We start from the raw sequence: 21,167 nt of genomic DNA, 5'->3' as shown, positions 1-21,167 counted from the left end.
GCCTGGTCACGCGGCCGGAGCGAGGCCGCGTCACCAGCGTGGGGGTCTTGACGCGCGCCGGCACCCGAGCACCATGGGAACACCGCGGCGCTGCGGAGCCAGAGGAGGGCACATGCCTGACACACCTCAGACGCATACTCTCGCGACGATGAGCCGCCGCTCCGTCCTGCGGGCGGGGGGCGCCGGTTTTGGCCTGTTCCTGCTGAGCACGGTGGGCGGCCGCGCCGTCGCCGTGGAGGTGCCCGCCACGGCGGTGCTGCCGGGCGGGACGCTCGACCCGGCATCGATCCCGAAGTTCGCGAGCGCGCTGGTCGTCCCGCCGGCGATGCCGCGCAGCGGCACCGTGCGCACGAAGGGCGGGAAGCGCATCGACCACTACGTGATCTCGATGCGGCAGTTCGCGCAGCAGGTGCTGCCGGCCGGCCTACCGCCGACCACGTTGTGGGGCTACGGACCGGTGGCGCGCGGCGGGCAGAAGCGGGCCCTCCACCATGCACCGAGCCTGACGATCGAGGCCGAGTGGGGCCGGCCGGTGCGGGTGACCTGGGTCAACGAGCTGGTCGACGCCGGCGGCCGGTTCCGGCCCCACCTGCTGCCGGTGGACCCCACGCTGCACTGGGCCAACCCGCCCGGCGGCACGGGCGGGCGCGACACCGAACCCGCCTTCGCGGAGACCCCGGCCCCCTACCGCGGCCCCGTCCCGATGGTCACCCACCTGCACGGCGCGGGCGCCGTGGGTGACGAGTCCGACGGCTACCCGGAAGCCTGGTTCCTGCCCACCGCGACCGACGTGCCTGCGGATCATGCGCGCGTGGGCACCTGGTACGACTTCTTCGCCAGCAAGGCCGCCGCGATGGGCATGCCGTGGGCGCCCGGCACGGCCACCGCGCAGTACCCCAATATCCGACGCGCGCGCACGCTGTGGTTCCACGACCACACCCTGGGCATGACGCGGGTGAACGTCTACGCCGGCCCGGCCGGCTTCTACCTCATCCGCGGCGGGCCCGACGGCGACGACGCCGTCCGCGACGCCCGCACCGGGCGGCGCGCGGTGCTGCCCGGGCCGGCCCCGGGCCACGAGCCCCCGGCGTCGGACCGGCGGTACCTCGAGATCCCGCTGGTGATCCAGGACCGCTCCTTCGACGCCGACGGGTCGCTGTTCTACCCGGACACCCGCGCGTTCTTCGACGGGCAGGAGCGGGCGTACCTGCCGCACAGCGACCTCTCGCCGATCTGGAACCCCGAGTTCTTCGGCAACACCCTGATCGTCAACGGCCGCACCTGGCCCTACCTCGACGTCGAGCAGCGCAGGTACCGGTTCCGTCTGCTCAACGGCTGCAACTCCCGGTTCCTCATCCTCGACTTCTCCCAGATCCCCGGCGTCCGTGTGGCGCAGATCGGATCCGACGGCGGATTCCTCGCCGCCCCGGTAGACCTCAGCGGGGCTCACCGCGGCCGGTTGCTCCTCGCGCCCGCCGAGCGGGCCGACGTCGTCGTCGACTTCACCGCCGTCCCCGTGGGCAACCACGTGCTCGGCAACCTCGGCCCCGACGAGCCGTTCGGCGGTGGCGAGCCGGGCGACGACTTCCCTGCTGCCGACCCCGAGACCACCGGACGGGTCATGCAGATCCGGGTGCGCCGCGCCCTTGGCCGGGACCGGACCACACCGCCCGAGCACCTCGTCCTGCCGGCGATCACGCCGCTGCCCCCGGCCCCGGTACGCAAGCTCGCCCTGATCGAGATGATGTCGCAGGACTTCGACGACTCGCCCGTCGAGGCCCTGCTCGGCCGCGTCGAGGAGGACGGCCGCTGGGTGGCCGAGGAGTGGGCCGACGCGCCCACCCAGACACCGACGCTCGGGGCGACCGAGACCTGGGAGCTGTACAACACCACCGGAGACGCACACCCCATCCACATCCACGAGGTCGCCTTCCAGGTGCTCGACCGCCAGCCGGTCGTGATCGACGAGGCGGCCGGCACGGTCGCCGTCGCACCGGGGTCAGAGCCCCGGCCGCGGGAGCCGTGGGAGGTGGGATTCAAGGACACCGTCATCGCCTACCCGGGGGAGGTCACCCGCGTGCGGATGCGGTTCGAGACCGCCGGCCAGTTCGTCTGGCACTGCCACATCCTCGAGCACGAGGACAACGAGATGATGCGCCCGTACCGGATCGGCCCACCGCAGGCCGGTCAGCCGATGGACGACCACGGCGGCCACTGACCGGAACGCGTACCCGGGCCAACGCGTACCCGGGCCCTTGCCACGTACCCTCGACGGGTGACCGCAGCCGAGACCGAGCGCGCCGGCGGCCGGCGCACCGACGTCGACCCCACCGCCATGCCGGCGGAGCTCGTCTCCGCACTGCGGGGCCGGCGCCTCGCCGTCCTCACAGGTGCGGGAATCTCCACCGACTCCGGCATCCCCGACTACCGCGGCCCGGACTCCCCACCGCGGAACCCGATGACCTACCAGCAGTTCGTCGGCGACGAAGGCTTCCGCCGGCACTACTGGGCCCGCAACCACATCGGCTGGCGCCACCTGCGCCGGGCCGAGGCCAACGCCGGGCACCGGGCGCTGGCCCGGCTGGAGGCCGGCGGCGTCGTCGTCGGGGTCATCACGCAGAACGTCGACCTGCTCCACCAGGCGGCCGGGTCCCGGCGGGTGATCGACCTGCACGGGCACTACAACGAGGTCGTGTGCCTGAGCTGCGGGACGGTGATCACCCGCGCCCAGATGCACGAGCGGCTCAGCGCGCTCAACCCGGGGTTCACGGAGCGGGTCCGCGCCGTCGCCGACGTCGAGATCGCCCCCGACGCGGACGCCGTCATCGGGTCCACCGAGGGCTTCGCGGTGGCCGCGTGCGAGCGGTGCGGCGGGATGCTCAAGCCGAACATCGTCTACTTCGGCGAGAACGTGCCCAAGGCCAGGGTGGCCGCCGCGTACGAGCTGGTGGACGACGGCGGGGCGCTGCTCGTGGCCGGCTCGTCGTTGGCCGTGATGAGCGGGCTGCGGTTCGTGCGGCACGCCGCGAAGGCGGGCAAGCCGGTCGTGATCGTCAACCGCGGCGCCACTCGCGGGGACGAGCTGGCCACGGTCAAGGTCGAGGCGGGTACCTCGGAGACGCTCACCGCCCTGGCGGCAGCCCTGACCTCCCCCGCCTAGGCGCTCACCCCCCCCCCGAGATGTCATCTCCTCCACGACATGTCATCTCCTCCCCGCGAGATCGTTGACCTCGGGGAGAAGATGACATCTCGCCGCATGTAAAAACGGGGGTCAGCTGATCCGCAGCGGCAGCCAGGAGTACCCGCTGCCCGGGTAGGCGGCATTCTCGGGGTCCTTGCCGTCCACCGTCTCGATCCGCGTGGGGCCGGCGAGCAGCTCCTCCAGCAGCACCCGCAGCTCCAGCCGGGCCAGAGGCGCGCCCGGGCACACGTGGACACCGCGGCCATAGAGCAGGTTCTCCGCGGGGTCACGGTCGAGCCGGAACTCGTCCGGGTCCCCGAAAACGGTCTCGTCGCGGTTGGCGGACGCCCACAGGACCATGACGCGCTCGCCCTCGGGGATGTCCCGCCCGGCAATCGTCACGGGCTTGGTGGTGCGGCGCCGGTTCGCGATCAGCGGGGCGTGCATGCGGAGAATCTCGTCGGTGGCGCGCTCGATCGACGCCGGGTCGTCCCGTAGCCGCTGCTGCACCTCGGGGTGCGCGGCGAGGTGGTGGGCAATGATGCCGACCGAGGCGGCGATGGTGCCCAGCTCGCCGACGGTCCAGTTCCGCACCAGGGAGACGATCTCCTCGTCGCTGAGCGGCCGGCCGTCGACGGTCTCGGCGAGGAGCCGGGTGGTGTTGTCGTCGGGGGCGCCGGCGCCGGCCGCGCGACGCACCTGGAGCTGCTCACGGATGTAGCCGTCGAACTCCACCGCGACGGCGGACATCGCCGCCCGGTCCATCGCGAGCGTGGCCTGGTGGTTCCTCTCCGTCCACAGCCGCAGCGGCTCGCGCAGGGAGTCCGGCCACCCCATGAAGGCGCACTGGATGTGGTTGGCGAAGTCCTCGGCGAGGTCGGCCATGAGCTCGACCTCGCCGCGCGGCAACGCGGCGACCAGCTCGCGCGAGATGGCCCGGCACGCGGGCTCGAACGCCGCCATCGCCTCGGCGGTGAAGTACTTGTCGTTGATCGCGCGGAAGGGTGTGTGCTGGGGCGGGTCCATGCCGTTGGGCACCGACAGGTGGGTGGAGACGACGTTGCTGAACGTCTCGTGGTCGTCGAGGATCCGCACGACGTCGTCGTGCCGGAAGACGGACCAGTTGCCGTACTCGCTGTGGGCGACGGGGCAGCGCCCGCGCATCTCGTCGTAGGCGGCGATCTGATCCTTGAGCACCGGCGCGGACCGGGGGTCCCAGTCGATCTCCTGCGGTTCGGTCATGGTTGGTGGTCCTCCCTGACGGTTCAGTCGCGCACCTGACGATCCCGTCATCGACTACGGCGCGCTCCGACGGTAACAAGGGTCCTGCCGGCGCTCAGAAGGTGTCGAAGCCGACCGCCCCCTCCGGCGTCTCCTCGCCGACCTCCACCCGCGTCACGTCCGCGTGGCGCGGGCCGCGCTCGAGCCACGCCATCATCTCCGCCACCGGACCCGGCTCACCCTCCAGGACCACCTCGACGGTGCCGTCGTCACGGTTGGCGGCCCAGCCGCGCACGCCGAGACGCTCGGCCTGCAGCTGGCAGGAGTAGCGGTAGCCCACGCCGTGGACCAGCCCGTGGACGATGAGGCGACGGCGGATCACGGCTCCCAGTGTGCCGGGACCTGGTCGCCCGCGCCCGGGATGCCAGTGCCCACCGACGGCCGACCCCCGCACGATCCTCGAGTGGCGCACGCCGCAACACCACCGCTCGACTCTTGGCGAACTACCGCCGCTCGGCGAAGAACTCCCGCAGCAGCGCCGCTGCCTCCACCTCGCGCAGCCCGGCGACCACCTCGACACGATGGTTGAGCCGGGAGTCGCGGACGACGTCGCGCACCGAGCCCGTCGCACCGGCCTTGGGGTCCCACGCCCCGAGCACCACCCGGCCGACCCGAGCGAGGACGATCGCGCCGGCGCACATGGTGCACGGCTCGAGGGTGACCACCAGCGTGCAGCCCTCCAGCCGCCAGGTGCCCAGCGTGGTCGCGGCCTGGCGCAGAGCGAGGATCTCGGCGTGCGCGGTGGGATCGCCGTCGGCCTCGCGGCGGTTGCGGCCGCTGCCGATCTCGGCGCCGTCGGGGCCGAGGACCACCGCCCCCACGGGGACGTCGTCGCTGGTCAGCGCGTCGCGGGCGAGGTCGAGGGCGCGGACCATCGCGGCGTCGACGTCGTCGCTCACGAGGCGGGAGGACGAGGGGCGGGCGAGGTCCACGGGCTCATCATGTCAACCCGTCTCGCACGGCTGGGTCGCCCGTCCCTCCTCGCCCACGCGCCGGGCGATACATTCAGCGCATGCGCCTGCACGTCGCGGACCATCCGCTGATCGCCCACAAGCTCACCGTCCTGCGCGACCAGCGCACCGAGTCACCGACGTTCCGGCTCCTGGTCGACGAGCTCGTCACCCTCCTGGCCTACGAGGCCACCCGGGACGTGCGGGTGGAGCAGGTGAAGGTCACCACGCCCGTCGCCCCGACGGTGGGCACGCACCTGGCCGCACCGCGCCCGATCGTCGTGCCGATCCTGCGGGCGGGCCTGGGCATGCTCGAGGGCATGACACGACTTCTCCCGACCGCGGAGGTCGGCTTCCTGGGCATGCAGCGCGACGAGACCACGTACGAGGCCATCACCTATGCCAACCGGCTCCCGGAGGACCTCTCGGGCCGGCAGTGCTACGTGCTCGACCCGATGCTCGCCACCGGTCACACCCTGGTCGCGGCGATCAACTACCTGCTGGAGAAGGGCGCGCGCGACGTCACCGCCATCTGCCTGCTCGCCGCGCCGGAGGGGCTGCGCACGCTGGACACGGCCATCGGCGACCGCGGGGACGTGACGATCGTGACCGCCGCCGTGGACGAGCGCCTCAACGAGGCCAAGTACATCGTGCCGGGGCTCGGCGACGCCGGGGACCGGCTGTACGGCATCGTCGACTGACACGACACCGTGCGGCGTCGTCTAACCCGACACCGTCGGGGGCGCCGGCACGCGTGGCAGCAGGACGATCAGCAGCGTGGCCACCGGCCGTACCGGACGGGACCCGGCCCCCGCCGTACCGGACGGGACCCGACGGCCCGGGACGAGAACCACGGGCCGCGGGCGCATTGCCTGAATGTGCCACGGTCATGTTTTTAGACGGGCGACCGGGCCGGACGGCACCTCTAAAAAATGCGCCGGACGACACCTCTAGAAAATATACGGAATTGATGAGACAATTCCTGGGCCGGCTCGCGGGGGTCGGGCGCTTTCATCCGTTGCGACTGCGAACTCCTCCGTGTCCTCAGGCCGCTCGGAAGACTGTGATTCGCAGGACGTGAGGACGTCACGAGCGGCTGAGGCGGTCGTCGGTCGTCGCCTTGCGACGGCGGTAGCCGACGCCGAGTGTGGCGCACTCTCGTCGAAGGGTCACACAATGAAATTTGTCCCCGGTCAGGTCGTCATCCATCCGCACCACGGCCCAGCAACCGTCGCGCAGGTCACCACCCGCACGATCCGCGACCGTCGCGTGCGGTTCCTCACGCTCAACGTGCATGACCCCGAGCTGTCGGTCTTCGTGCCGACCGAGCGTGCCGAGGAGATCGGCGTGCGTCCGGTCGTCGATATCGACGGCGCCCGCGACCTCTTCAAGCTGCTCCTGGCTCCCGGCGAGGAAAAGGAAAAGGTCTGGTCGCGTCGCATCAAGAACAGCACCGAGCGGCTTCGCTCCGGCGACATCCGCACCATTGCCGGCCTCATCCGTGACCTCACCCGGTGGAACGCGGACAAGCGGCTCTCCTTCGGTGAGATGAAGCTCCTCCGTGACGCCTGCGACCCGTTTGTGAGCGAGCTCGCCATCGCCCTGTCCACGACCGAGGACGAGGTCGCCGCCATGGTCGACGCCGCCGCCCTCGAGGGCACCTGGCCCTCCATCCCGGAGTCCGTGCTCGCCGCGGCAAGCTGACGGCGCCACCCGGCCGGCCGGCCCGCCGCGGTCCCACCTGTCAGCCGCGGAACACCCGCAGCGCGGCGTCGAGGTCCTCGCGTAGGTCCTCGGCGTCCTCCAGGCCCACCGAGAACCGCACGGTGGTCGGCTCGATGCCCAGTGCGTGCCGGGTGACCGGGTCGATCCGCCGGTGGGTCGTCGTCGCCGGGTGGGTGACCATGGACTTCGCGTCGCCGAGGTTGTTGGAGATGTCGATGACGCGCAGCGCGTCGAGGAACGCGAAGGTGCGTTCGGTGTCCCGGCGTGCGGCGGCGTCGTCGAGCACCGGCCCGCCCGGGCGACTTCCGCCGTCGAGGGTGGACCTGCCCGGGCCACGTACGCCGTCGAGCGTGAACGTCACGACCGTGCCACCGCCGGTCATCTGCGCCCGCGCCAGCTGGTGCTGCGGGTGGCTGGACAGGAACGGGTAGCGCACCGACGCGACGCCGGGCTGGTCCTCGAGCCAGCCGGCCAGGTCGAGGGCGGTGGCGGTGGCCGCCCTCACCCGGATGGGCATGGTCTCCAGGCCCTTGGCCAGCACCCAGGCGTTGAACGGGGCGAGCGTGGGGCCGGTGGCGCGCAGCAGCGCCTGCAGCGGGCCGCGCACGTACTCCTTGCTGCCCAGCACCGCGCCGCCCATCACCCGGCCCTGGCCGTCGATGTGCTTCGTGGCGGAGTACACGACGACGTCGGCGCCCAGCTCGAGCGGCTTCTGCAGCACGGGGGTGGCGAAGACGTTGTCGACGATGACGACGGCGCCGGCGGCGTGGGCGAGGCGCGCGATGGCAGGCAGGTCGAGCACGTCCTGCATCGGGTTGGACGGGCTCTCGAGGAAGACCACGTCGGCCGGGGTGGCGAGCGCCGTGGCCCACTGGTCCAGGTCCGTGCCGGTGACGTAGTCGGTGCGCACGCCCCACCGGGCCAGGACGTCGTCGAAGACGCACAGGGTGGAGCCGAACAGCTCCCGCGCGGCCACGATGCGGGAGCCGGAGCTCACGAGGGCGGCGACGGAGTTGAACACCGCCGACATCCCGGTCGCCTGGGCGTAGCAGTCCTCGGCGCCCTCGACGAGCGCGAGCCGCTCCTCGAAGGTGGTGACCGTGGGGTTGGTGTAGCGGGAGTAGGTGTACCGGTCGATCTCCTCGGCGAAGGCAGCCTCGGCCTCGGCGGCGTGGTCGTAGACGAAGCCCTGGGTGAGGAAGAGCGGCTCGGAGGTCTCCTGGAAGGCGGTGCGGTGCAGCCCGCCCCGGACGGCGAGGGTCGCGGCGCGCAGGCCGGCGGGCGCGACCGGCCCGCCGGTGGCGCATGCTGGCTGCGCCGTCGCGGCGAGGTCGGTACAGGCGGGGTCGAGGTCCGCGAGGTTGGTCATCAGGTGCTCCTTCGTGATCCGGCGTCGCGCCGGGGTGCTCGCAGGTCTGCGGGGTCGGTGGAGGTCACCCCGGCGGGTGCGGGCCGAGGTAGGCGGCGACGACGCCGGTCAGCCGACCGTGTCGCTCGCACAGGCGGCGCGACCAGCCGCGCAGGTGGTCCAGGTCCTCGACCACGTCGCCGCCGCCCGGCACGCCGCTGAGCCGGACCAGCACCGCCCACAGGTGCAGGTCGGCGGCCGTGACCCGGTCGCCGGCCAGCCAGCCACCGGCGGCCAGCTGCTCGTCGTAGCAGGCCAGGGCGGCGCTCAGCTGCGCGGTGGGGATGAGCGCGCGTGCGGCATCGAAGTCCGCGAGCTGCTCGAGGCGTTCGACGACGTCGAGCACCTGGTCCGCCAGGTCGTTGGGGACGAGCTCGACCTCTGGCGGGAGGGCCAGGCGGCGAAGGCGTTCGTGCAGCCGTCGGCGCACCGCCGCGCGCGCCTGGGCGGGTACCACGGAGTCGACCCCGGGAGCGGGTGTCGCCGTGACGCCAGTGCTGGCTCTCGGAGTCGGTACGGTGCGGCGGTACCCGGCTGCGGGGCGGTGCGCCGCGGCGTCGCCGCAACCGGGGGTCGAGGACCGGGCGGGCTGCTCGCAACCTGCTCCACGGACGACGCCCGGGCGCGGGTGGTTGAGGCGGACGGTCATGCTGTTGCTCCAGATCGTGCCGGGACCAGCCCGACGGCGTGCACGGTCCCTCCGGGAGCCGGAGGGCGGGGCGGGCGCGCGCCTATCGCAGCGCGACGCCCCCGGGCATGCACATGCGCGAGAGGGCCGCGGCCCGCGTGGGCCGGGAGGATCGGGGGCGGCCGGTGGCCAGCTGATCCGTCACGGTCGTCTCCTGCGTCTGGTGCCCCGCCGTCCGCGGGGTGGCGCCAGCCACATTACGCGACGGCACGGTCGGCGGTCGGCGCCCGCCGTGAGTTCCCAACATCTGGACCAGCGAGCCGGGCAGTGCCCACTGACCGGGCGGCTGCATCGACCAGTCACGACTTCCCACAGACACCGGGCCACCCCGGGGGCGGCCCTGCAATGATCGGGCCATGAGCGTTCTCGATCCGGCACGTCCAGGTCCCGCCGCGCTACCGGCCACCGATGTCCTGCCGGGGTCACGACCAGCCCCGCCGTCGCGCGCAGACCTGTCCACCTTGGCAGCCCCGGAGGACCTGCTCGGCCCGCCATGGGTCGCCCGCACCATCTTGCTCGCCGAACGCACCGACGGCGGCGAGGACCCCGCCGCTCCGGACGTGGCCACCCTGGTGCACCAGGAGCACGCCGGTGGCCGCGAGCGCGCGGTGCTGTACCTGTCAGGCTTCGTCGACTACTTCTTCCAGACCGACCACGCCCAGGCGTGGATCGACGCCGGCTACGACTTCTACGCGCTGGACCTGCGCCGGGCCGGCCGGTCGATCAACAATCACCCGCGCCCGAATGACGTACGCGACCTGCGCGTGCACGACGAGGAGATCGGGCTGGCCCTGGATCTGATCCGCGGCGCCGGTGCCCGCCAGGTGGTGCTGCTGGGCCACTCCACCGGCGGTCTGCAGGCGGTGCTGTGGGCGGCGGACCACCCGGGCAGCATCGACGCGCTCGTCCTGAACTCCCCGTGGCTGGACCTGAACCGCGGCTGGTTCGAGCGCACCGTCCTGACGGCGGCGGTGAACCTGCTCGGAAGGTGGCTGCCCAGCCTGAAGGTGGGGACCATCGGCGAGGTGTACGGCCGGCACCTCCACAGCGCAACCGGCGGGGAGTGGGAGTACGACCTCGCGCTCAAGCCGCATGCGGGGTTCCCGGCCCGGGCCGGGTTCAGCCGGTCCGTCCGGCGCGCGCACGCGGAGGTGGCCCGGGGCCTCGACGTCGAGGTCCCCGTACTGCTGTGCTGCTCCACCCGGTCCGGCGACCGCCGCAATCCCGGCCCCGCCGAGCTCAGCAGCACCGACGTGGTGCTCGACGTGCGGCAGATGATCGAGCGGGCGCCGATGATCGGCCCGGACGTGACCATCATGGAGGTGCCCGGAGGGGTCCACGACCTCGCGCTCTCCCCCGGCACAGCGCGGGAGTACCACTCGCGCGGGGCTGTCGAATGGGCCGGTGCGCGCCTCAGCGAGCAGGACGAGGCTGCGGCCGCCGGCTGACGAGCCGGCGACACCTGGGCCGGCGCCGCCCAACGAGGCCCGCCGCCAAACGAGATGGCGAAAATGGCTGCCGTACCAACCATTTTCGCCATCTCGTTCGCTGTCCTACCTCTGTCCCCGTCGCGCAGGGCTCTTGAACACGCCCGCGCGTCCGGCAGTCGAACGCGCGAACTGCGCGTGCGGCGTCAGCCAGCGGGTCGTCGGCCGCCGGCCCGCTCAGCTGTACCGGGCTGGGATGCCGCACTGACGCGCGCGTCAACCGCACTGACACGCGTCTCTGCCGCGCCGTCACTCTCCGGCTCAGATGCCACCACCTCCTGAATCACCCGCTCGCTCGTCTCCGGCACGTCCCAGGTGCTGCGCAGCGTGGTGCCGCGCATCAGCGCGGCGGCGACCAGCCCGATGACCCCGAAGACCGCCGCGACCACGAACACGATGCCGATGCCGTTGCCGTAGGCGTCGCGCACCGCCTGCTCCAGCGGGGCCGGGAGCACGCTGAGGTCGAGCGAGGAGGTCGAGGCGTCCAGCCCGGAGGCGTCCACGCCCTGTGCGGCGAAGCCCTCCCGCGTCAGCGCGGTCACCCGCACCGTGTACAGCGCACCGAGCACCTGGATCCCGATGGCCCCGCCGAGGGTGCGGAAGAAGGTGACCGTGGAGGTGGCCACTCCGACGTTGCCGATGGACACGGTGTTCTGGACGGCGAGGACGAGGTTCTGCATCGACGCGCCCAGCCCGACGCCGGCGATGAGCAGGTACAGGCTGATCAGGGCCAGGCTCGTCGTGGCACCGGCCGTGCCCATCAGGACCATGCCGACCGCGAGGAGCGCCATCCCGGTCACGGTGTACTTCTTCCACGTGCCCGACGCCGTCACGAGGCGGCCGGCGACCGTGGAGGAGACGAGCAGGCCCAGCACGAGCGGCAGGCCCAGCATGCCGGCCACGGTCGGGGTGAAGCCACGGCCGATCTGGAAGTACTGGCCGAGGAAGATGTTCGTGCCGAACAGGGCAGTCCCGACCGCGAGGCTGGCGAGGATCGCCAGCGACGTCGTCCGGTTGGTGAGGATGCTCAGCGGCACGACCGGCTCGCTGGCCCGGCGCTCCACGAGCACGAAGGCCACCGCGGCGACCAGCGCGCCGCCCACCATCGCGCCGCTCTGCCAGGAGACCCAGGCGAACTCGTGGTTCGCGAATGAGACCCACATGAGCAGCAGGGACGCCGAGAGGATGATCAGCGCGGCGCCGGCCCAGTCGACCTTGGCGCCGGGACGGCCCGTCCCGGGCACTTCGAGGCCCCGGATGATCACGGCCATCGCGGCGATCATGAAGGGGATGACGATCCAGAACGTCCAGCGCCATCCGAGCCACGGCGTGTCCACGATGAGTCCGCCGATCAGCGGCCCGGCGACGGTGGCGACGGCGATGACCGCACCCATGTAGCCGTTGTACCGGCCACGCTGCCGCGGCGGGATGATCGAGGCGATGATGATCTGGGTGAGCACCATGTTGGCGCCCATCCCGACACCCTGGAGCACCCGCAGCGCGATCAGCATGCCGGCCGAGGTGGAGAGCCCGGCGAGGAACGAGCCCGCCAAAAAGATGACCATCGAGGCGACGAGCAGCTTCTTCTTGTCGAAGAGATCGGCGAGCTTGCCGAAGATCGGCGTCGCGGCGGTCGAGGCGAGGATCGTCGAGGTGACGATCCACGTGTACTGCTGCTGAGTGCCGCCGATCTCCGCGACGATCACGGGCAGGGCGTTGCCGACGATGGTGCCGGTCAGGTTGCCAACGAACATGCCCATCAGCAGCCCGGTCAGCACCTTGAGGACCTGCTGGTGCTGGTGGTGCGCAGTCTCGGCCTGCGCCGCCGTCATCCCGGCGTAGATCCGCCGGGACGTCAAGGGCTTCTTCGTCACGCGTGCTGCTCCTGTTGTTCGTTATCCGGCTCCAGGCCGGCAAAATTGGAATGGGCGTGCTCGATCCCGCCGATGAGGACCTCGAGATCCGCGGCCAGCCGGTCGACGTGCTCGAGCGGCCAGTCCGCCACGGCGTCAGCGGCGGCCGTGACGTGCAGCCGGCGCAGGGCCCGCAGGCGGTCGAGACCGGCCTCGGTGAGGGAGACCAGGGTCGCCCGGCCGTCCTCCGGGTCTGAGCGCCGGGCGATCAGGCCAGCCTTCTCCAGCGAGGCGATCTGCCGGCTGGCCACGGAGGGGTCGACGAGCTGCTGCTCGGCCAGGGCGGCCACCCGGCACTCGCTCGCCCGGTACAGGGCGAAGAGCAGCTGGACCTGAGCGGGCTGCAGCCCGCTGCGCTGCGCGACGGTCGCCGCGAAGGCGCGGGAGCGCCGGTTCAGCAGGGCCATCCGGTCAAGGACGCGTTCGGCGGCAAGACGCATGGACTCGGGCGATTCGGGCACGACGAACAGGCTACATCTACATGCAGCATGCATCTATCTGTGGGGGTGTGCACTTGCCCACCGTGGCTGCGTCGAGTCCCACCGCGACCCCGACGCAGTCTCACAGGGCCGGCACCGCCCGGGCCGTCAGCCCCGTATACGGCGCCGGGCCGTCAGCCCCGTACGTCGTGCAGGTGATGCAGAACGTCGTGGATGAAGTACTGGCCCAGCGTGCGGACGGTGAACTCCGAGCCGTTGCTTCGCAGGCCTCGACGCTCCCATGACTGGGCCGGGACGGCGGCGAACGCGTCGGCGAGGGCGAGCCCCGCCGTCGTCAGGTCTGCGGACACCGCAGCTGGATCCTGGCTCGCGTACTCGCCCGCGACCGCGGCGCCGTCCTGATCCCAGTCGGCGAACGTCGGCTCGCCCTCGTCGACCATGAGCCGGAGCCGGCCGGCGAACACGCCGAAGACGTCCCGCACATGGGCGGCGTACTCAAGGGGGGACCAGGTGGCGTCGTCGGGACGGTCGCGCACGTCCGGGCGGCGCAGGACCTCCCGCCAGCGTCCGACGGCGTCACGCAGCAGGGCGGGCACGCTCGCCGGGTCCTCGCGGGCGGACTCCACACCGCACTGCTCGCAGCGGCGCTGGAGCACCCAGGTCCAGTCCTTGGTGTCGCCCTCGATCGCCATCCCGGCTCCTCTCCACGCTCGACTGTGCCTGCGAGCCTAGGACGTCGCCGTCGGCCGCGAGACAGCTGCATGCGTGCCAGGCGCACGAAGGCCGGTGTGCCGGCACCTGCGGCGCCTGCCACTGTCCCACCGCTACACGACTCGGCGAGCGCGCCAGTTGCAGCTGGCGCGCTCGCCGAGTCGTGTAGCGGTCGTCAGACGGCCAGGACCAGCCCGTCGGCCCGCATGGCGTCGGCGAGCACCGTGACCGTTGCGCGGTGCGCAGTGGACGCGCCGAGGCCGTCGGCGCGCATGAGGTCCGCGACCGTCGTGGACGGGGCGGCGGCAGGCGCTGTCGCGCCGAGGCCGTCGGCCCGCATCAGCTCGGCGACCGTCGCGGACGGCGCCACGGGGGCTGCGACCCCCAGGCCGTCGGCGCAGATCAGGTGGGCGACGCCCAGGTCGGCGAGATCGGTCGTGGCAGGTGAGGTGCTGGCGATGGCCATGGTGCTCCTTAGTTCTTCTGAGCGCGCGGGCCAGCACGATGCGGCACGCGGCACCCAGGTGGTCATGGGGGCGGCGCGTCATCGCACCCGGTCGGCCCTCCATGCGGCGACGAGCCATCAGGCCGGGTCGGGTCATTACGGAAGACACCGCCTCGAAACAGGTTATCCAACACATGCAGCAGAAACCAGGCGCGCGGCTGTGACCTCGCCCTCCCGCCACGCTGTCTTCGGGCACCGCACCGCCCTCAAAATCACGCCGTGACCTGTCCGTCCGGCCACGGGTGACGAAGGGCCGCCCTCCGGGCGCGCGGGGATGCTTAGAGTGTTGGCCATGCCACTGCCGCCCCTGGTCGACCCGGGTCCGCCGCTCACACGTGAGCAGGTCCAGCTGTACTCGCGCCATCTGCTGCTCGGTCAGCTCGGCGAGGACGGGCAGCGCCGGCTGCGCGCCGCTCGGGTGCTGGTGATGGGTGCCGGCGGCCTCGGCGCCCCGGCGCTGCTGTACCTCGCGGCGGCCGGGGTGGGCCAGGTGGGCATCGTCGACGACGACGTCGTGGACGCCTCGAACCTCCAGCGCCAGGTCATCCACACCCTCGCCGACGTCGGCAGACCGAAGGTGGACTCCGCAGCCGAGAAGATGCACGCGCTCAACCCCGAGGTCGAGGTCACCCGGCACCACCTCCGGCTGGACGCGGCCAACGCCCGGGACATCTTCGCGGCCTACGACCTCGTGCTCGACGGCACGGACAACTTCCCCACCCGCTACCTGGTCAACGACGTCTGCGCCGAGCTGGGTCTGCCCCTCGTGTGGGGCTCGATCCTGCGCTTCGACGCCCAGGTCTCGGTGTTCTGGTCCCGGCCCCGACCCGCCGCCGGCCGCGCTGCCGCGGCGGACGCCTCGGACCTGCCCCCCGCCGTCACCCTGCGGGACCTGTTCCCTTCCCCGCCGCCGGCCGGAACCACCCCGTCGTGCGGGCAGGCCGGCGTGCTCGGCGCGATGTGCGGGCAGGTTGGTTCGGTCATGGCCACCGAGGCGGTCAAGCTCATCACCGGCACCGGCGAGCCGCTCCTGGGCCGGGTGCTGGTCCTGGACGCGCTCTCCTCACGCTGGAGCGAGCTGCCGGTGCGGCCCCGTACCGGCGCCCGGCCGCCCGCCACGGTCGCCGAGCTGGGCTACGACCCCACGGGCAGCCCGGCCGGCTCCGCCGGTGCCGCCTGCCTGGTCAGCGACGTCGCGGCACCCGCCCCAGCGCTCGCCGAGCCGCCGGCCATCTCCGCCGCCGAGCTTGCCGAGCGGCTCACCGCCCGGGAGCGGGGCGCCGACGACTTCGTCCTCCTCGACGTCCGCGAGCCCGCCGAGCGGAGCATCGTGGCCATCCCCGGCGCGGTGGGCATCCCGCTCGGGAAGGTCCTCACCGATCCCGAGGCGGCCGTGCACCGGCTGGGCCTGGCCCGGCCGGGCGGGGTGGCTCGCGAGCTGCTCGTGCACTGCCGCAGCGGCCAGCGCTCCGCCGACGCCGTCCGCGCCCTGCGCGACGCCGGCGCCCGGGCCGTCAACGTCGACGGCGGCGTGCTGGCCTGGGTCGAGGACGTCGACCCCACCCTGCCCACCTACTGACCCGCCCCGACCCGACCGACCCGCCCGCCTGCGCCTGAAAGGCGGGAGAGGAGCCGCATGATCACCGTCGAGCAGCACCTGGACCGCATCCTGGCAGCCGTGGCCCCGCTGCCACCGCGTGCACTGCCGTTGGCGCAGGCACTCGGGTGCGTGCTGGCCCAGGACGTCGCGGCCACCGTCGCGGTGCCACCGTTCGACAACTCCGCGATGGACGGCTACGCCGTGCAGGCGGCCGACGTAACGAGTGCGAGCGAGACCGTGCCGGTGCGGCTGCAGGTGGTCGGCGACCTGCCCGCGGGCTCGGCCGAGCGGCCACCGGTCGCGCCCGGGACCGCCGTGCGGATCATGACCGGTGCGCCGATGCCGCCGGGCGCGGACGCCGTCGTCCCCGTGGAGGCGACCGACCAGGTGGCGGGCCCGGGCGAGGGCGCCCGCCTGCCCCAGGTCGTCCAGATCCGCCAGCCCGCCCGGCCCGGCGCCCACGTGCGCCGGGCCGCGGGTGACGTCGCCCCCGGCACGGTCGTGCTGCGGGCCGGGACGCGGCTGCGCGCCCGCGACCTGTCCACCGCGGCCTCCACCGGGCACGGCACGTTGCTCGTTCACCCCCCGGTGCGCGTGGGCGTGCTGTCCACCGGCTCCGAGCTCGTGACGCCCGGGGAGCCGCTGGCGCACGGGCAGATCCCGGACTCCAACGAGACGCTCGTGGCCGGCATGGTCCGTGAGTCCGGCGCGGTGCCGGTGGTGCTCGGCGCGGTGGTCGACGACGCCGCCGCCCTGCGTGCCCGCCTCACCGAGAACCTGGGCCGGGTGGACGCGATCGTCACCACCGGCGGGGTCAGCGCGGGCGCGTACGACGTCGTCAAGGAGGTGCTCGCCCCGCTCGGCGAGGTGAGCTTCGAGCGCGTCGCCATGCAGCCGGGCAAGCCGCAAGGCTTCGGGGTGCTCGCCCGCCCCGACGGCGGCCCCGGCGTGCCGATGTTCTGCCTGCCGGGCAACCCGGTGAGCGTGTTCGTGAGCTTCCAGGTGTTCGTCCACCCCGCGCTGCAGCGGATGCGCGCGCTGGTGGCCGACGCGGGCCCGCGCCCCACCACCGACGCCGTCGCCGCCACCGGCTGGCGGTGCCCGGCCGGTCGGCGACAGTTCATGCCGGTGGCTGTGGAGGAGGTGCGCGACGGCGAGCTGCGGGTGCGCCCGGCCACCGTGGGCGGCTCGGGCTCCCACCTGGTGGCGTCCCTCGCGCGGGCCGACGCGCTCGCGGTGGTCGACGCCGACGTGGAGGCCGTGGCGGAGGGCGACGTCGTACGCGTCATGATGGTCCCGTGAGCACCACCGACGAGCCCGTCCTGCGGCTGACCCACCTCGACGACGCCGGGCACGCCCGGATGGTCGACGTCACCGGCAAGCAGCCCACCGTCCGCGAAGCGGTCGCCACCGGCGAGGTCCGCTGCAGCCAGCACGTGATGACAGCGCTGCGCGAGGGCACCGTGCCCAAGGGCGACGTGCTCGCCGTCGCCCGCATCGCCGGCATCGCCGCCGCAAAGAAGACGCCCGAGCTGCTGCCGCTGGCCCACACCATCGGCGTGCACGGCGCCACCGTGGACCTCGAGCTGGCGGCGGACCGGGTGGTCATCACCGCCACCGTGCGCACGGCCGACCGGACCGGGGTGGAGATGGAGGCCCTCACCGCGGTCTGCGTCGCGGCGCTGGCGGTGGTCGACATGGTCAAGGGCGTGGACCGGTCCGCGGAGATCACCGCCGTCAAGGTGGTGGCGAAGTCCGGGGGCCGCTCCGGCGACTGGCACCGCCCCGTAGGCTGAGCCCGATGGCCGTTCCCGACACCTTCGACGCGATCGTCCTCGCCGGCGGCACCGCCCAGCGGCTCGACGGCGTCTCCAAGCCCGACGTCGAGCTGGCCGGCCGCCGCCTGCTGGACCACGTGCTGGCCGCCACCGCCGGTGCCGACCGGGTGGTCGTCGTCGCCCCTGACACCGTCGAGGTGCCCGACGGTGTCCTGCGCACCCTGGAGGACCCGCCCCACGGCGGGCCGGTGGCCGGCATCGCGGCAGGCCTCGCCGCGCTGGACGGGCACCCGGCCCGCGGCGCGGCCGCGGCCCCGCTGGTCCTCCTGCTCTCGTGCGACGTGCCCTTCGCCGCCGGGGCCGTGCCGCGTCTGCTCGAAGCGGCCACCAGCAGCGGGCGCGACGGCGCGTGCCTGAAAGACTCCTCCGGCTACCTGCAGTGGCTGGTCGGCGTGTACCGGACGGCGGCGCTACGGGCACGCCTGGACACCCTCGCCCCCGAGCTGCGCGGCTCGTCGGTGCGGGCCCTGACGTCGCACCTGACGCTCGCCGCGGTCCCGGCACAGGGCCGCGAGGCCGCCGACGTCGACACCTGGCCGGACCTCGACGCCCTGACCTGACCGCCCCCCTCCACCCCCGGCGAGATGTCATCTTCTCCGCGACATGTCATCGCTCGGGCCTGTATCTCTGTCCAGGGCGCCAGCCCCCTCAATGCGGGTCTGTGAACCCGCCGCCGGCGGAGAAACCTTGCTGCCTACCCCGCCCTATCCGGACTACCCGAGCGGGCACGCCACGATCATCGGTGCGGCCACCGAGACCGTCGCCGAGGTCTTCGAGCGAAAGCACGTCGTCCTGAACGTCCCCTCCCTCACAGCCGGCGTCGACGGACGCAGCTACACCAGCCTCCGTGTCCTCGACCGGGAGGCCGAGAATGCCCGCATCCTGCTGGGCTTCCACTTCCGCACGCGATGGAGGACGCCAACGCGCTCGGGCACCACGTGGCGGACTGGGCCGCCGACCGGTACCTCGAGCCCACCCAGAGGCACCACAGTTAGCTCGACGCCGACGACCTGCGGGAACTCCACCCGCCTGCGACGCCGGTGACGCCCAGCGCTAGTGCGCGCCGCCGGCGAGCTGGTCGAGCACGTGCCCCACGAGCGGGCCCAGCACGGCCACCGCGTCCCGCACCGCTCCCGGGGACCCTGGGGCGTTGACCACGAGCACCTCGCCGTCGCGTCCCGCGGCGATGCCCGCCAGGCCGCGGGAGAGCACCGCGGCGGGCAGCTTTGCCGCGCCGCGGTCACGTATGGCCTGCGCGAGCCCGGGCAGCTCCCGGGCGAGCAGCGGGCGTGTCCCCTCGGGAGTGACATCGCGCGGCCCGATGCCGGTCCCCCCGGTGGTGAGGACGAGGCGAGCGCCGGCCGCGAGCGCGTCGCCCACCGCCGCCCGCACGCTCTCCACGCCGTCCGGGACCACCACCACGTCCGCGCGCACACCGAGATCGGCCAGCAGCGTCGCCGCCAGCGGGCCGGAGCGGTCCTCGGCCTCGCCGCGCGCGCACCTGTCCGAGACGGTGATGACCACACCGAGCACGGCCCGCGCCGCACCCCGCTCGTGGTCGCCCCGCTCGTGGTCGCCACGCTCGTGGTCGCCACGCTCGTGGTCGGCGGGCTCGTTGTCGGAGTGCCCCACGGCGCGCACCTCGGGGGCTTCGTGGCTGGTCACCAGCCCACGTTAACGCCCCGGCGGGGCACCTGGTCGCTGTCCCTCCTGGTGACGTGTGGTCGCGCGACGTCAAGAGAAGCGCCAGCGGACCCCCGGCAAGTGGTAGCCAGGCATCAAACGCGCCCCGCACGTAAACGTCCGAGGCTCCAAAATGAACACCGGTTCACAAGGGCCCGGATGGTGCCACAAATCTTCCGGTAGCGCACGGTGCGGCGTGAACGACGGATGTTCGCGCAGGTCCGGGCCTCCCTGACTTTCCGAAGGAAAGCCGTGGAACCCAGTCAGAAAAGGTGTAGAAAAACGTTCAACGAACGGGCACCGTGACGTAATTCGCTGCAGTGAATAAATGGGTCACACTTCGGTCGAAACAACGACCGACACCGTGCATAATGGCGCCCACCACCTTTGGTTCGGCCCGGATTGTCTGAACGACTTTGGAGCACTCGATGCCCGCCGTCACCGCCACCCGATACCCGTCTCGCCCCGCTGCGGGGGTGACCCCGTGAGCGCCGAGCAGGCGGGCACCGCACCCGGTACGCGGCCCGGGGCACGGGCCGCCGGGACGTCGGCGAGTGCGGGCCGCCCCAACGTCATGCTGCTCCTCGCCACCATCGGCTTCTTCGTCAACTTCTGGGCCTGGTCGCTCATCGGTCCGTTGGGACCGACCTACCAGGAGGACCTCGCGCTCACGCCGATCCAGCTCTCGGTGGCCGTCGCGGTGCCCGTCATCGTCGGCTCGCTCGGCCGCATCCCCATCGGTGCGCTCACCGACCGGCTCGGCGCCCGGGTGATGTTCCCGCTCGTGAGCATCCTGACGATCATCCCCACTCTGTTCGTGGGCCTGGTCGCGGACAACTTCGTCATGATCCTCATCGGCGGGTTCTTCCTCGGCCTCGGCGGCACCGCATTCGCCGTCGGCGTCCCGTTCGTCAACGCCTGGTTCGCGCCCGCCCGGCGCGGCACCGCGCTCGGCATCTTCGGGATGGGCAACGCCGGGACCGCCGTCGCGGCGTTCACCACGGTGAGCCTCGCGGAGCGGTTCGGCCGTGCGGGCCCGTTCATCCTCGTCGCTGTGCTGCTCGCCGCGTACGCCGTCGTCGCGCGGGTCCTGCTTCGCGACGCCCCGGGCCGCACGGCACCCGCCGGGTCGCTCCTCACCCGCACGGTCGCGACGCTGAAGATCCCCGTCACGCGCCAGCTTGCGCTCATCTACGCGATGGGCTTCGGCGGGTTCGTGGCCTTCAGCGTCTACCTGCCCACCTACCTCACCACCGACTACGACCTCACCCGGGCCGACGCCTCGTTCCGCACCGCGGGCTTCGTCATCCTCGCCGTGGTCGCCCGACCCTTGGGCGGCTGGCTCTCCGACCGGTGGCACCCGGTGCCCGTCCTCACGGTGTGCTTCTCGCTCGCCGGCCTGGCGGCGGTCCTGGCGGCGCTCAAGCTCGAGCTGCTCCCGGTCGGGACCGTCGCGTTCCTGACGCTGGCCGCGACCCTCGGTGCGGCGTCGGGCGCCTGCTTCGCCCTCGTGGCGAAGGTCGCCCCGGCCGACAAGGTCGGCTCGGTCACCGGCATCGTCGGCGCCGCCGGCGGTCTCGGCGGGTTCTTCCCGCCGCTCGTCATGGGCGCCGTCTACAGCAGCACCGGCGCCTACACGATCGGCTTCGCGCTGCTCGCCCTCTCCGCCTTCGCCGTCGCCGCCTTCACCTGGGGCCCGGTGCGCCGCGCCTCCCGCCCCGGCGCCTGACACCCACGGCCACCGCCCGCACGGCCCC

Annotated in this window: 21 protein-coding genes; 10 read left to right on the top strand and 11 right to left on the bottom strand. The window is 72.8% G+C overall.

Annotated elements, in window-relative coordinates; all coding sequences use genetic code 11:
• Window positions 1–148 precede the first annotated feature (148 nt).
• Entirely contained in the window at window positions 149–2,218 is a 2,070-nt protein-coding gene (locus FE374_RS01760; RefSeq protein ID WP_139926964.1) for a multicopper oxidase family protein, read from the top strand.
• A 117-nt stretch (window positions 2,219–2,335) separates the two neighbouring features.
• Window positions 2,336–3,160: an NAD-dependent protein deacetylase gene (locus FE374_RS01755; RefSeq protein WP_139931230.1), complete on the top strand. Its 825-nt coding sequence runs from the start codon at window positions 2,336–2,338 to the stop codon at window positions 3,158–3,160.
• A 111-nt stretch (window positions 3,161–3,271) separates the two neighbouring features.
• On the opposite strand, the gene FE374_RS01750 is transcribed toward FE374_RS01755, so the two are convergent.
• The 3 genes from FE374_RS01750 to FE374_RS01740 all read right to left on the bottom strand — a co-directional run bounded on the left by FE374_RS01750 (window position 3,272) and on the right by FE374_RS01740 (window position 5,337).
• Window positions 3,272–4,423, bottom strand: a complete 1,152-nt coding sequence (locus FE374_RS01750) for a cytochrome P450 (protein ID WP_139926963.1) — start codon at window positions 4,421–4,423, stop codon at window positions 3,272–3,274.
• 94 nt (window positions 4,424–4,517) lie between these two features.
• On the bottom strand, window positions 4,518–4,784 hold the full coding sequence (locus FE374_RS01745; protein WP_139926962.1) for an acylphosphatase: 267 nt from the start codon (window positions 4,782–4,784) through the stop codon (window positions 4,518–4,520).
• Window positions 4,785–4,905: 121 nt separating this feature from the next.
• Window positions 4,906–5,337: a nucleoside deaminase gene (locus FE374_RS01740; RefSeq protein WP_139931227.1), complete on the bottom strand. Its 432-nt coding sequence runs from the start codon at window positions 5,335–5,337 to the stop codon at window positions 4,906–4,908.
• Between the two features lie 137 nt (window positions 5,338–5,474).
• Here FE374_RS01740 and upp point away from each other — a divergent pair, with 137 nt between their 5' ends.
• On the top strand, window positions 5,475–6,113 hold the full coding sequence (gene upp / locus FE374_RS01735) for a uracil phosphoribosyltransferase (RefSeq protein WP_139926961.1): 639 nt from the start codon (window positions 5,475–5,477) through the stop codon (window positions 6,111–6,113).
• 475 nt (window positions 6,114–6,588) lie between these two features.
• Entirely contained in the window at window positions 6,589–7,116 is a 528-nt protein-coding gene (locus FE374_RS01730) for a CarD family transcriptional regulator (protein WP_139926960.1), read from the top strand.
• A gap of 40 nt (window positions 7,117–7,156) precedes the next feature.
• On the opposite strand, the gene FE374_RS01725 is transcribed toward FE374_RS01730, so the two are convergent.
• Window positions 7,157–8,506, bottom strand: a complete 1,350-nt coding sequence (locus FE374_RS01725) for an O-succinylhomoserine sulfhydrylase (protein ID WP_139926959.1) — start codon at window positions 8,504–8,506, stop codon at window positions 7,157–7,159.
• Window positions 8,507–8,570: 64 nt separating this feature from the next.
• Window positions 8,571–9,194, bottom strand: a complete 624-nt coding sequence (locus FE374_RS01720; protein ID WP_139926958.1) for a glutathione S-transferase C-terminal domain-containing protein — start codon at window positions 9,192–9,194, stop codon at window positions 8,571–8,573.
• Between the two features lie 395 nt (window positions 9,195–9,589).
• Here FE374_RS01720 and FE374_RS01715 point away from each other — a divergent pair, with 395 nt between their 5' ends.
• The gene (locus FE374_RS01715) at window positions 9,590–10,681 is read left to right on the top strand and encodes an alpha/beta hydrolase (protein ID WP_139926957.1); all 1,092 of its coding nucleotides are present in this window, start codon (window positions 9,590–9,592) and stop codon (window positions 10,679–10,681) included.
• A gap of 185 nt (window positions 10,682–10,866) precedes the next feature.
• Here the strand turns inward: FE374_RS01715 and FE374_RS01710 are convergent, their stop codons facing one another.
• The 4 genes from FE374_RS01710 to FE374_RS01695 form a co-directional block, all read right to left on the bottom strand.
• Window positions 10,867–12,594 carry an MFS transporter gene (locus tag FE374_RS01710; protein WP_223173616.1) on the bottom strand — a complete coding sequence of 576 codons (1,728 nt, stop codon included), beginning with the start codon at window positions 12,592–12,594 and terminating at the stop codon, window positions 10,867–10,869.
• Window positions 12,591–13,094: a MarR family winged helix-turn-helix transcriptional regulator gene (locus FE374_RS01705; protein WP_168205539.1), complete on the bottom strand. Its 504-nt coding sequence runs from the start codon at window positions 13,092–13,094 to the stop codon at window positions 12,591–12,593. The genes FE374_RS01710 and FE374_RS01705 overlap by 4 nt, the downstream gene beginning before the upstream one ends.
• Before the next feature lie 152 nt (window positions 13,095–13,246).
• The gene (locus FE374_RS01700; protein ID WP_139926955.1) at window positions 13,247–13,765 is read right to left on the bottom strand and encodes a DinB family protein; all 519 of its coding nucleotides are present in this window, start codon (window positions 13,763–13,765) and stop codon (window positions 13,247–13,249) included.
• A 194-nt stretch (window positions 13,766–13,959) separates the two neighbouring features.
• Complete coding sequence (locus FE374_RS01695; RefSeq protein ID WP_139926954.1) at window positions 13,960–14,250, bottom strand: hypothetical protein; 291 nt, start codon at window positions 14,248–14,250, stop codon at window positions 13,960–13,962.
• 331 nt (window positions 14,251–14,581) lie between these two features.
• Here FE374_RS01695 and FE374_RS01690 point away from each other — a divergent pair, with 331 nt between their 5' ends.
• The 4 genes from FE374_RS01690 to mobA are packed head-to-tail and all read left to right on the top strand — an operon-like array spanning window position 14,582 to window position 18,287.
• A complete protein-coding gene (locus FE374_RS01690) occupies window positions 14,582–15,868 on the top strand; it encodes a ThiF family adenylyltransferase (RefSeq protein ID WP_139926953.1) in 1,287 nt (428 codons plus the stop codon).
• Window positions 15,869–15,925: 57 nt separating this feature from the next.
• A complete protein-coding gene (locus FE374_RS01685) occupies window positions 15,926–17,191 on the top strand; it encodes a molybdopterin molybdotransferase MoeA (RefSeq protein WP_139926952.1) in 1,266 nt (421 codons plus the stop codon).
• 20 nt (window positions 17,192–17,211) lie between these two features.
• Complete coding sequence (moaC, locus tag FE374_RS01680; RefSeq protein WP_139931223.1) at window positions 17,212–17,685, top strand: cyclic pyranopterin monophosphate synthase MoaC; 474 nt, start codon at window positions 17,212–17,214, stop codon at window positions 17,683–17,685.
• Window positions 17,686–17,690: 5 nt separating this feature from the next.
• On the top strand, window positions 17,691–18,287 hold the full coding sequence (gene mobA, locus FE374_RS01675) for a molybdenum cofactor guanylyltransferase (protein ID WP_139926951.1): 597 nt from the start codon (window positions 17,691–17,693) through the stop codon (window positions 18,285–18,287).
• 88 nt (window positions 18,288–18,375) lie between these two features.
• Here the strand turns inward: mobA and FE374_RS01670 are convergent, their stop codons facing one another.
• Window positions 18,376–18,624, bottom strand: coding sequence for a hypothetical protein (locus FE374_RS01670; RefSeq protein ID WP_139926950.1), 249 nt, complete (start codon window positions 18,622–18,624; stop codon window positions 18,376–18,378).
• A gap of 156 nt (window positions 18,625–18,780) precedes the next feature.
• The gene (locus tag FE374_RS01665) at window positions 18,781–19,260 is read right to left on the bottom strand and encodes a MogA/MoaB family molybdenum cofactor biosynthesis protein (RefSeq protein ID WP_139931221.1); all 480 of its coding nucleotides are present in this window, start codon (window positions 19,258–19,260) and stop codon (window positions 18,781–18,783) included.
• A 634-nt stretch (window positions 19,261–19,894) separates the two neighbouring features.
• Between FE374_RS01665 and FE374_RS01660 the strand changes: the two genes are divergently transcribed.
• Window positions 19,895–21,139 (top strand): MFS transporter, encoded by a 1,245-nt coding sequence (locus FE374_RS01660; protein ID WP_269142053.1) that lies wholly within the window; start codon window positions 19,895–19,897, stop codon window positions 21,137–21,139.
• Window positions 21,140–21,167: the final 28 nt, after the last annotated feature.

This window comes from Georgenia yuyongxinii (assembly GCF_006352065.1).
Taxonomy (GTDB): domain Bacteria; phylum Actinomycetota; class Actinomycetes; order Actinomycetales; family Actinomycetaceae; genus Georgenia; species Georgenia yuyongxinii.
The sequence above is the reverse complement of the archived record's forward strand: the minus strand, read 5'-3'. Positions and strand labels throughout refer to the sequence as shown.

Bases quoted from the DNA above. Each gene is read 5' to 3' on its own strand.
- FE374_RS01755 (WP_139931230.1), top strand. From the start codon at position 2,336: ATGCCGGCGGAGCTCGTCTCCGCACTGCGGGGCCGGCGCCTCGCCGTC.
- upp (WP_139926961.1), top strand. From the start codon at position 5,475: ATGCGCCTGCACGTCGCGGACCATCCGCTGATCGCCCACAAGCTCACC.
- FE374_RS01685 (WP_139926952.1), top strand. From the start codon at position 15,926: ATGATCACCGTCGAGCAGCACCTGGACCGCATCCTGGCAGCCGTGGCC.
- FE374_RS01750 (WP_139926963.1), bottom strand. From the start codon at position 4,423: ATGACCGAACCGCAGGAGATCGACTGGGACCCCCGGTCCGCGCCGGTG.
- mobA (WP_139926951.1), top strand. From the start codon at position 17,691: ATGGCCGTTCCCGACACCTTCGACGCGATCGTCCTCGCCGGCGGCACC.
- FE374_RS01760 (WP_139926964.1), top strand. From the start codon at position 149: ATGAGCCGCCGCTCCGTCCTGCGGGCGGGGGGCGCCGGTTTTGGCCTG.
- FE374_RS01740 (WP_139931227.1), bottom strand. From the start codon at position 5,337: ATGGTCCGCGCCCTCGACCTCGCCCGCGACGCGCTGACCAGCGACGAC.
- FE374_RS01695 (WP_139926954.1), bottom strand. From the start codon at position 14,250: ATGGCCATCGCCAGCACCTCACCTGCCACGACCGATCTCGCCGACCTG.
- FE374_RS01700 (WP_139926955.1), bottom strand. From the start codon at position 13,765: ATGGCGATCGAGGGCGACACCAAGGACTGGACCTGGGTGCTCCAGCGC.
- FE374_RS01715 (WP_139926957.1), top strand. From the start codon at position 9,590: ATGAGCGTTCTCGATCCGGCACGTCCAGGTCCCGCCGCGCTACCGGCC.
- FE374_RS01725 (WP_139926959.1), bottom strand. From the start codon at position 8,506: ATGACCAACCTCGCGGACCTCGACCCCGCCTGTACCGACCTCGCCGCG.
- FE374_RS01730 (WP_139926960.1), top strand. From the start codon at position 6,589: ATGAAATTTGTCCCCGGTCAGGTCGTCATCCATCCGCACCACGGCCCA.
- FE374_RS01720 (WP_139926958.1), bottom strand. From the start codon at position 9,194: ATGACCGTCCGCCTCAACCACCCGCGCCCGGGCGTCGTCCGTGGAGCA.
- FE374_RS01690 (WP_139926953.1), top strand. From the start codon at position 14,582: ATGCCACTGCCGCCCCTGGTCGACCCGGGTCCGCCGCTCACACGTGAG.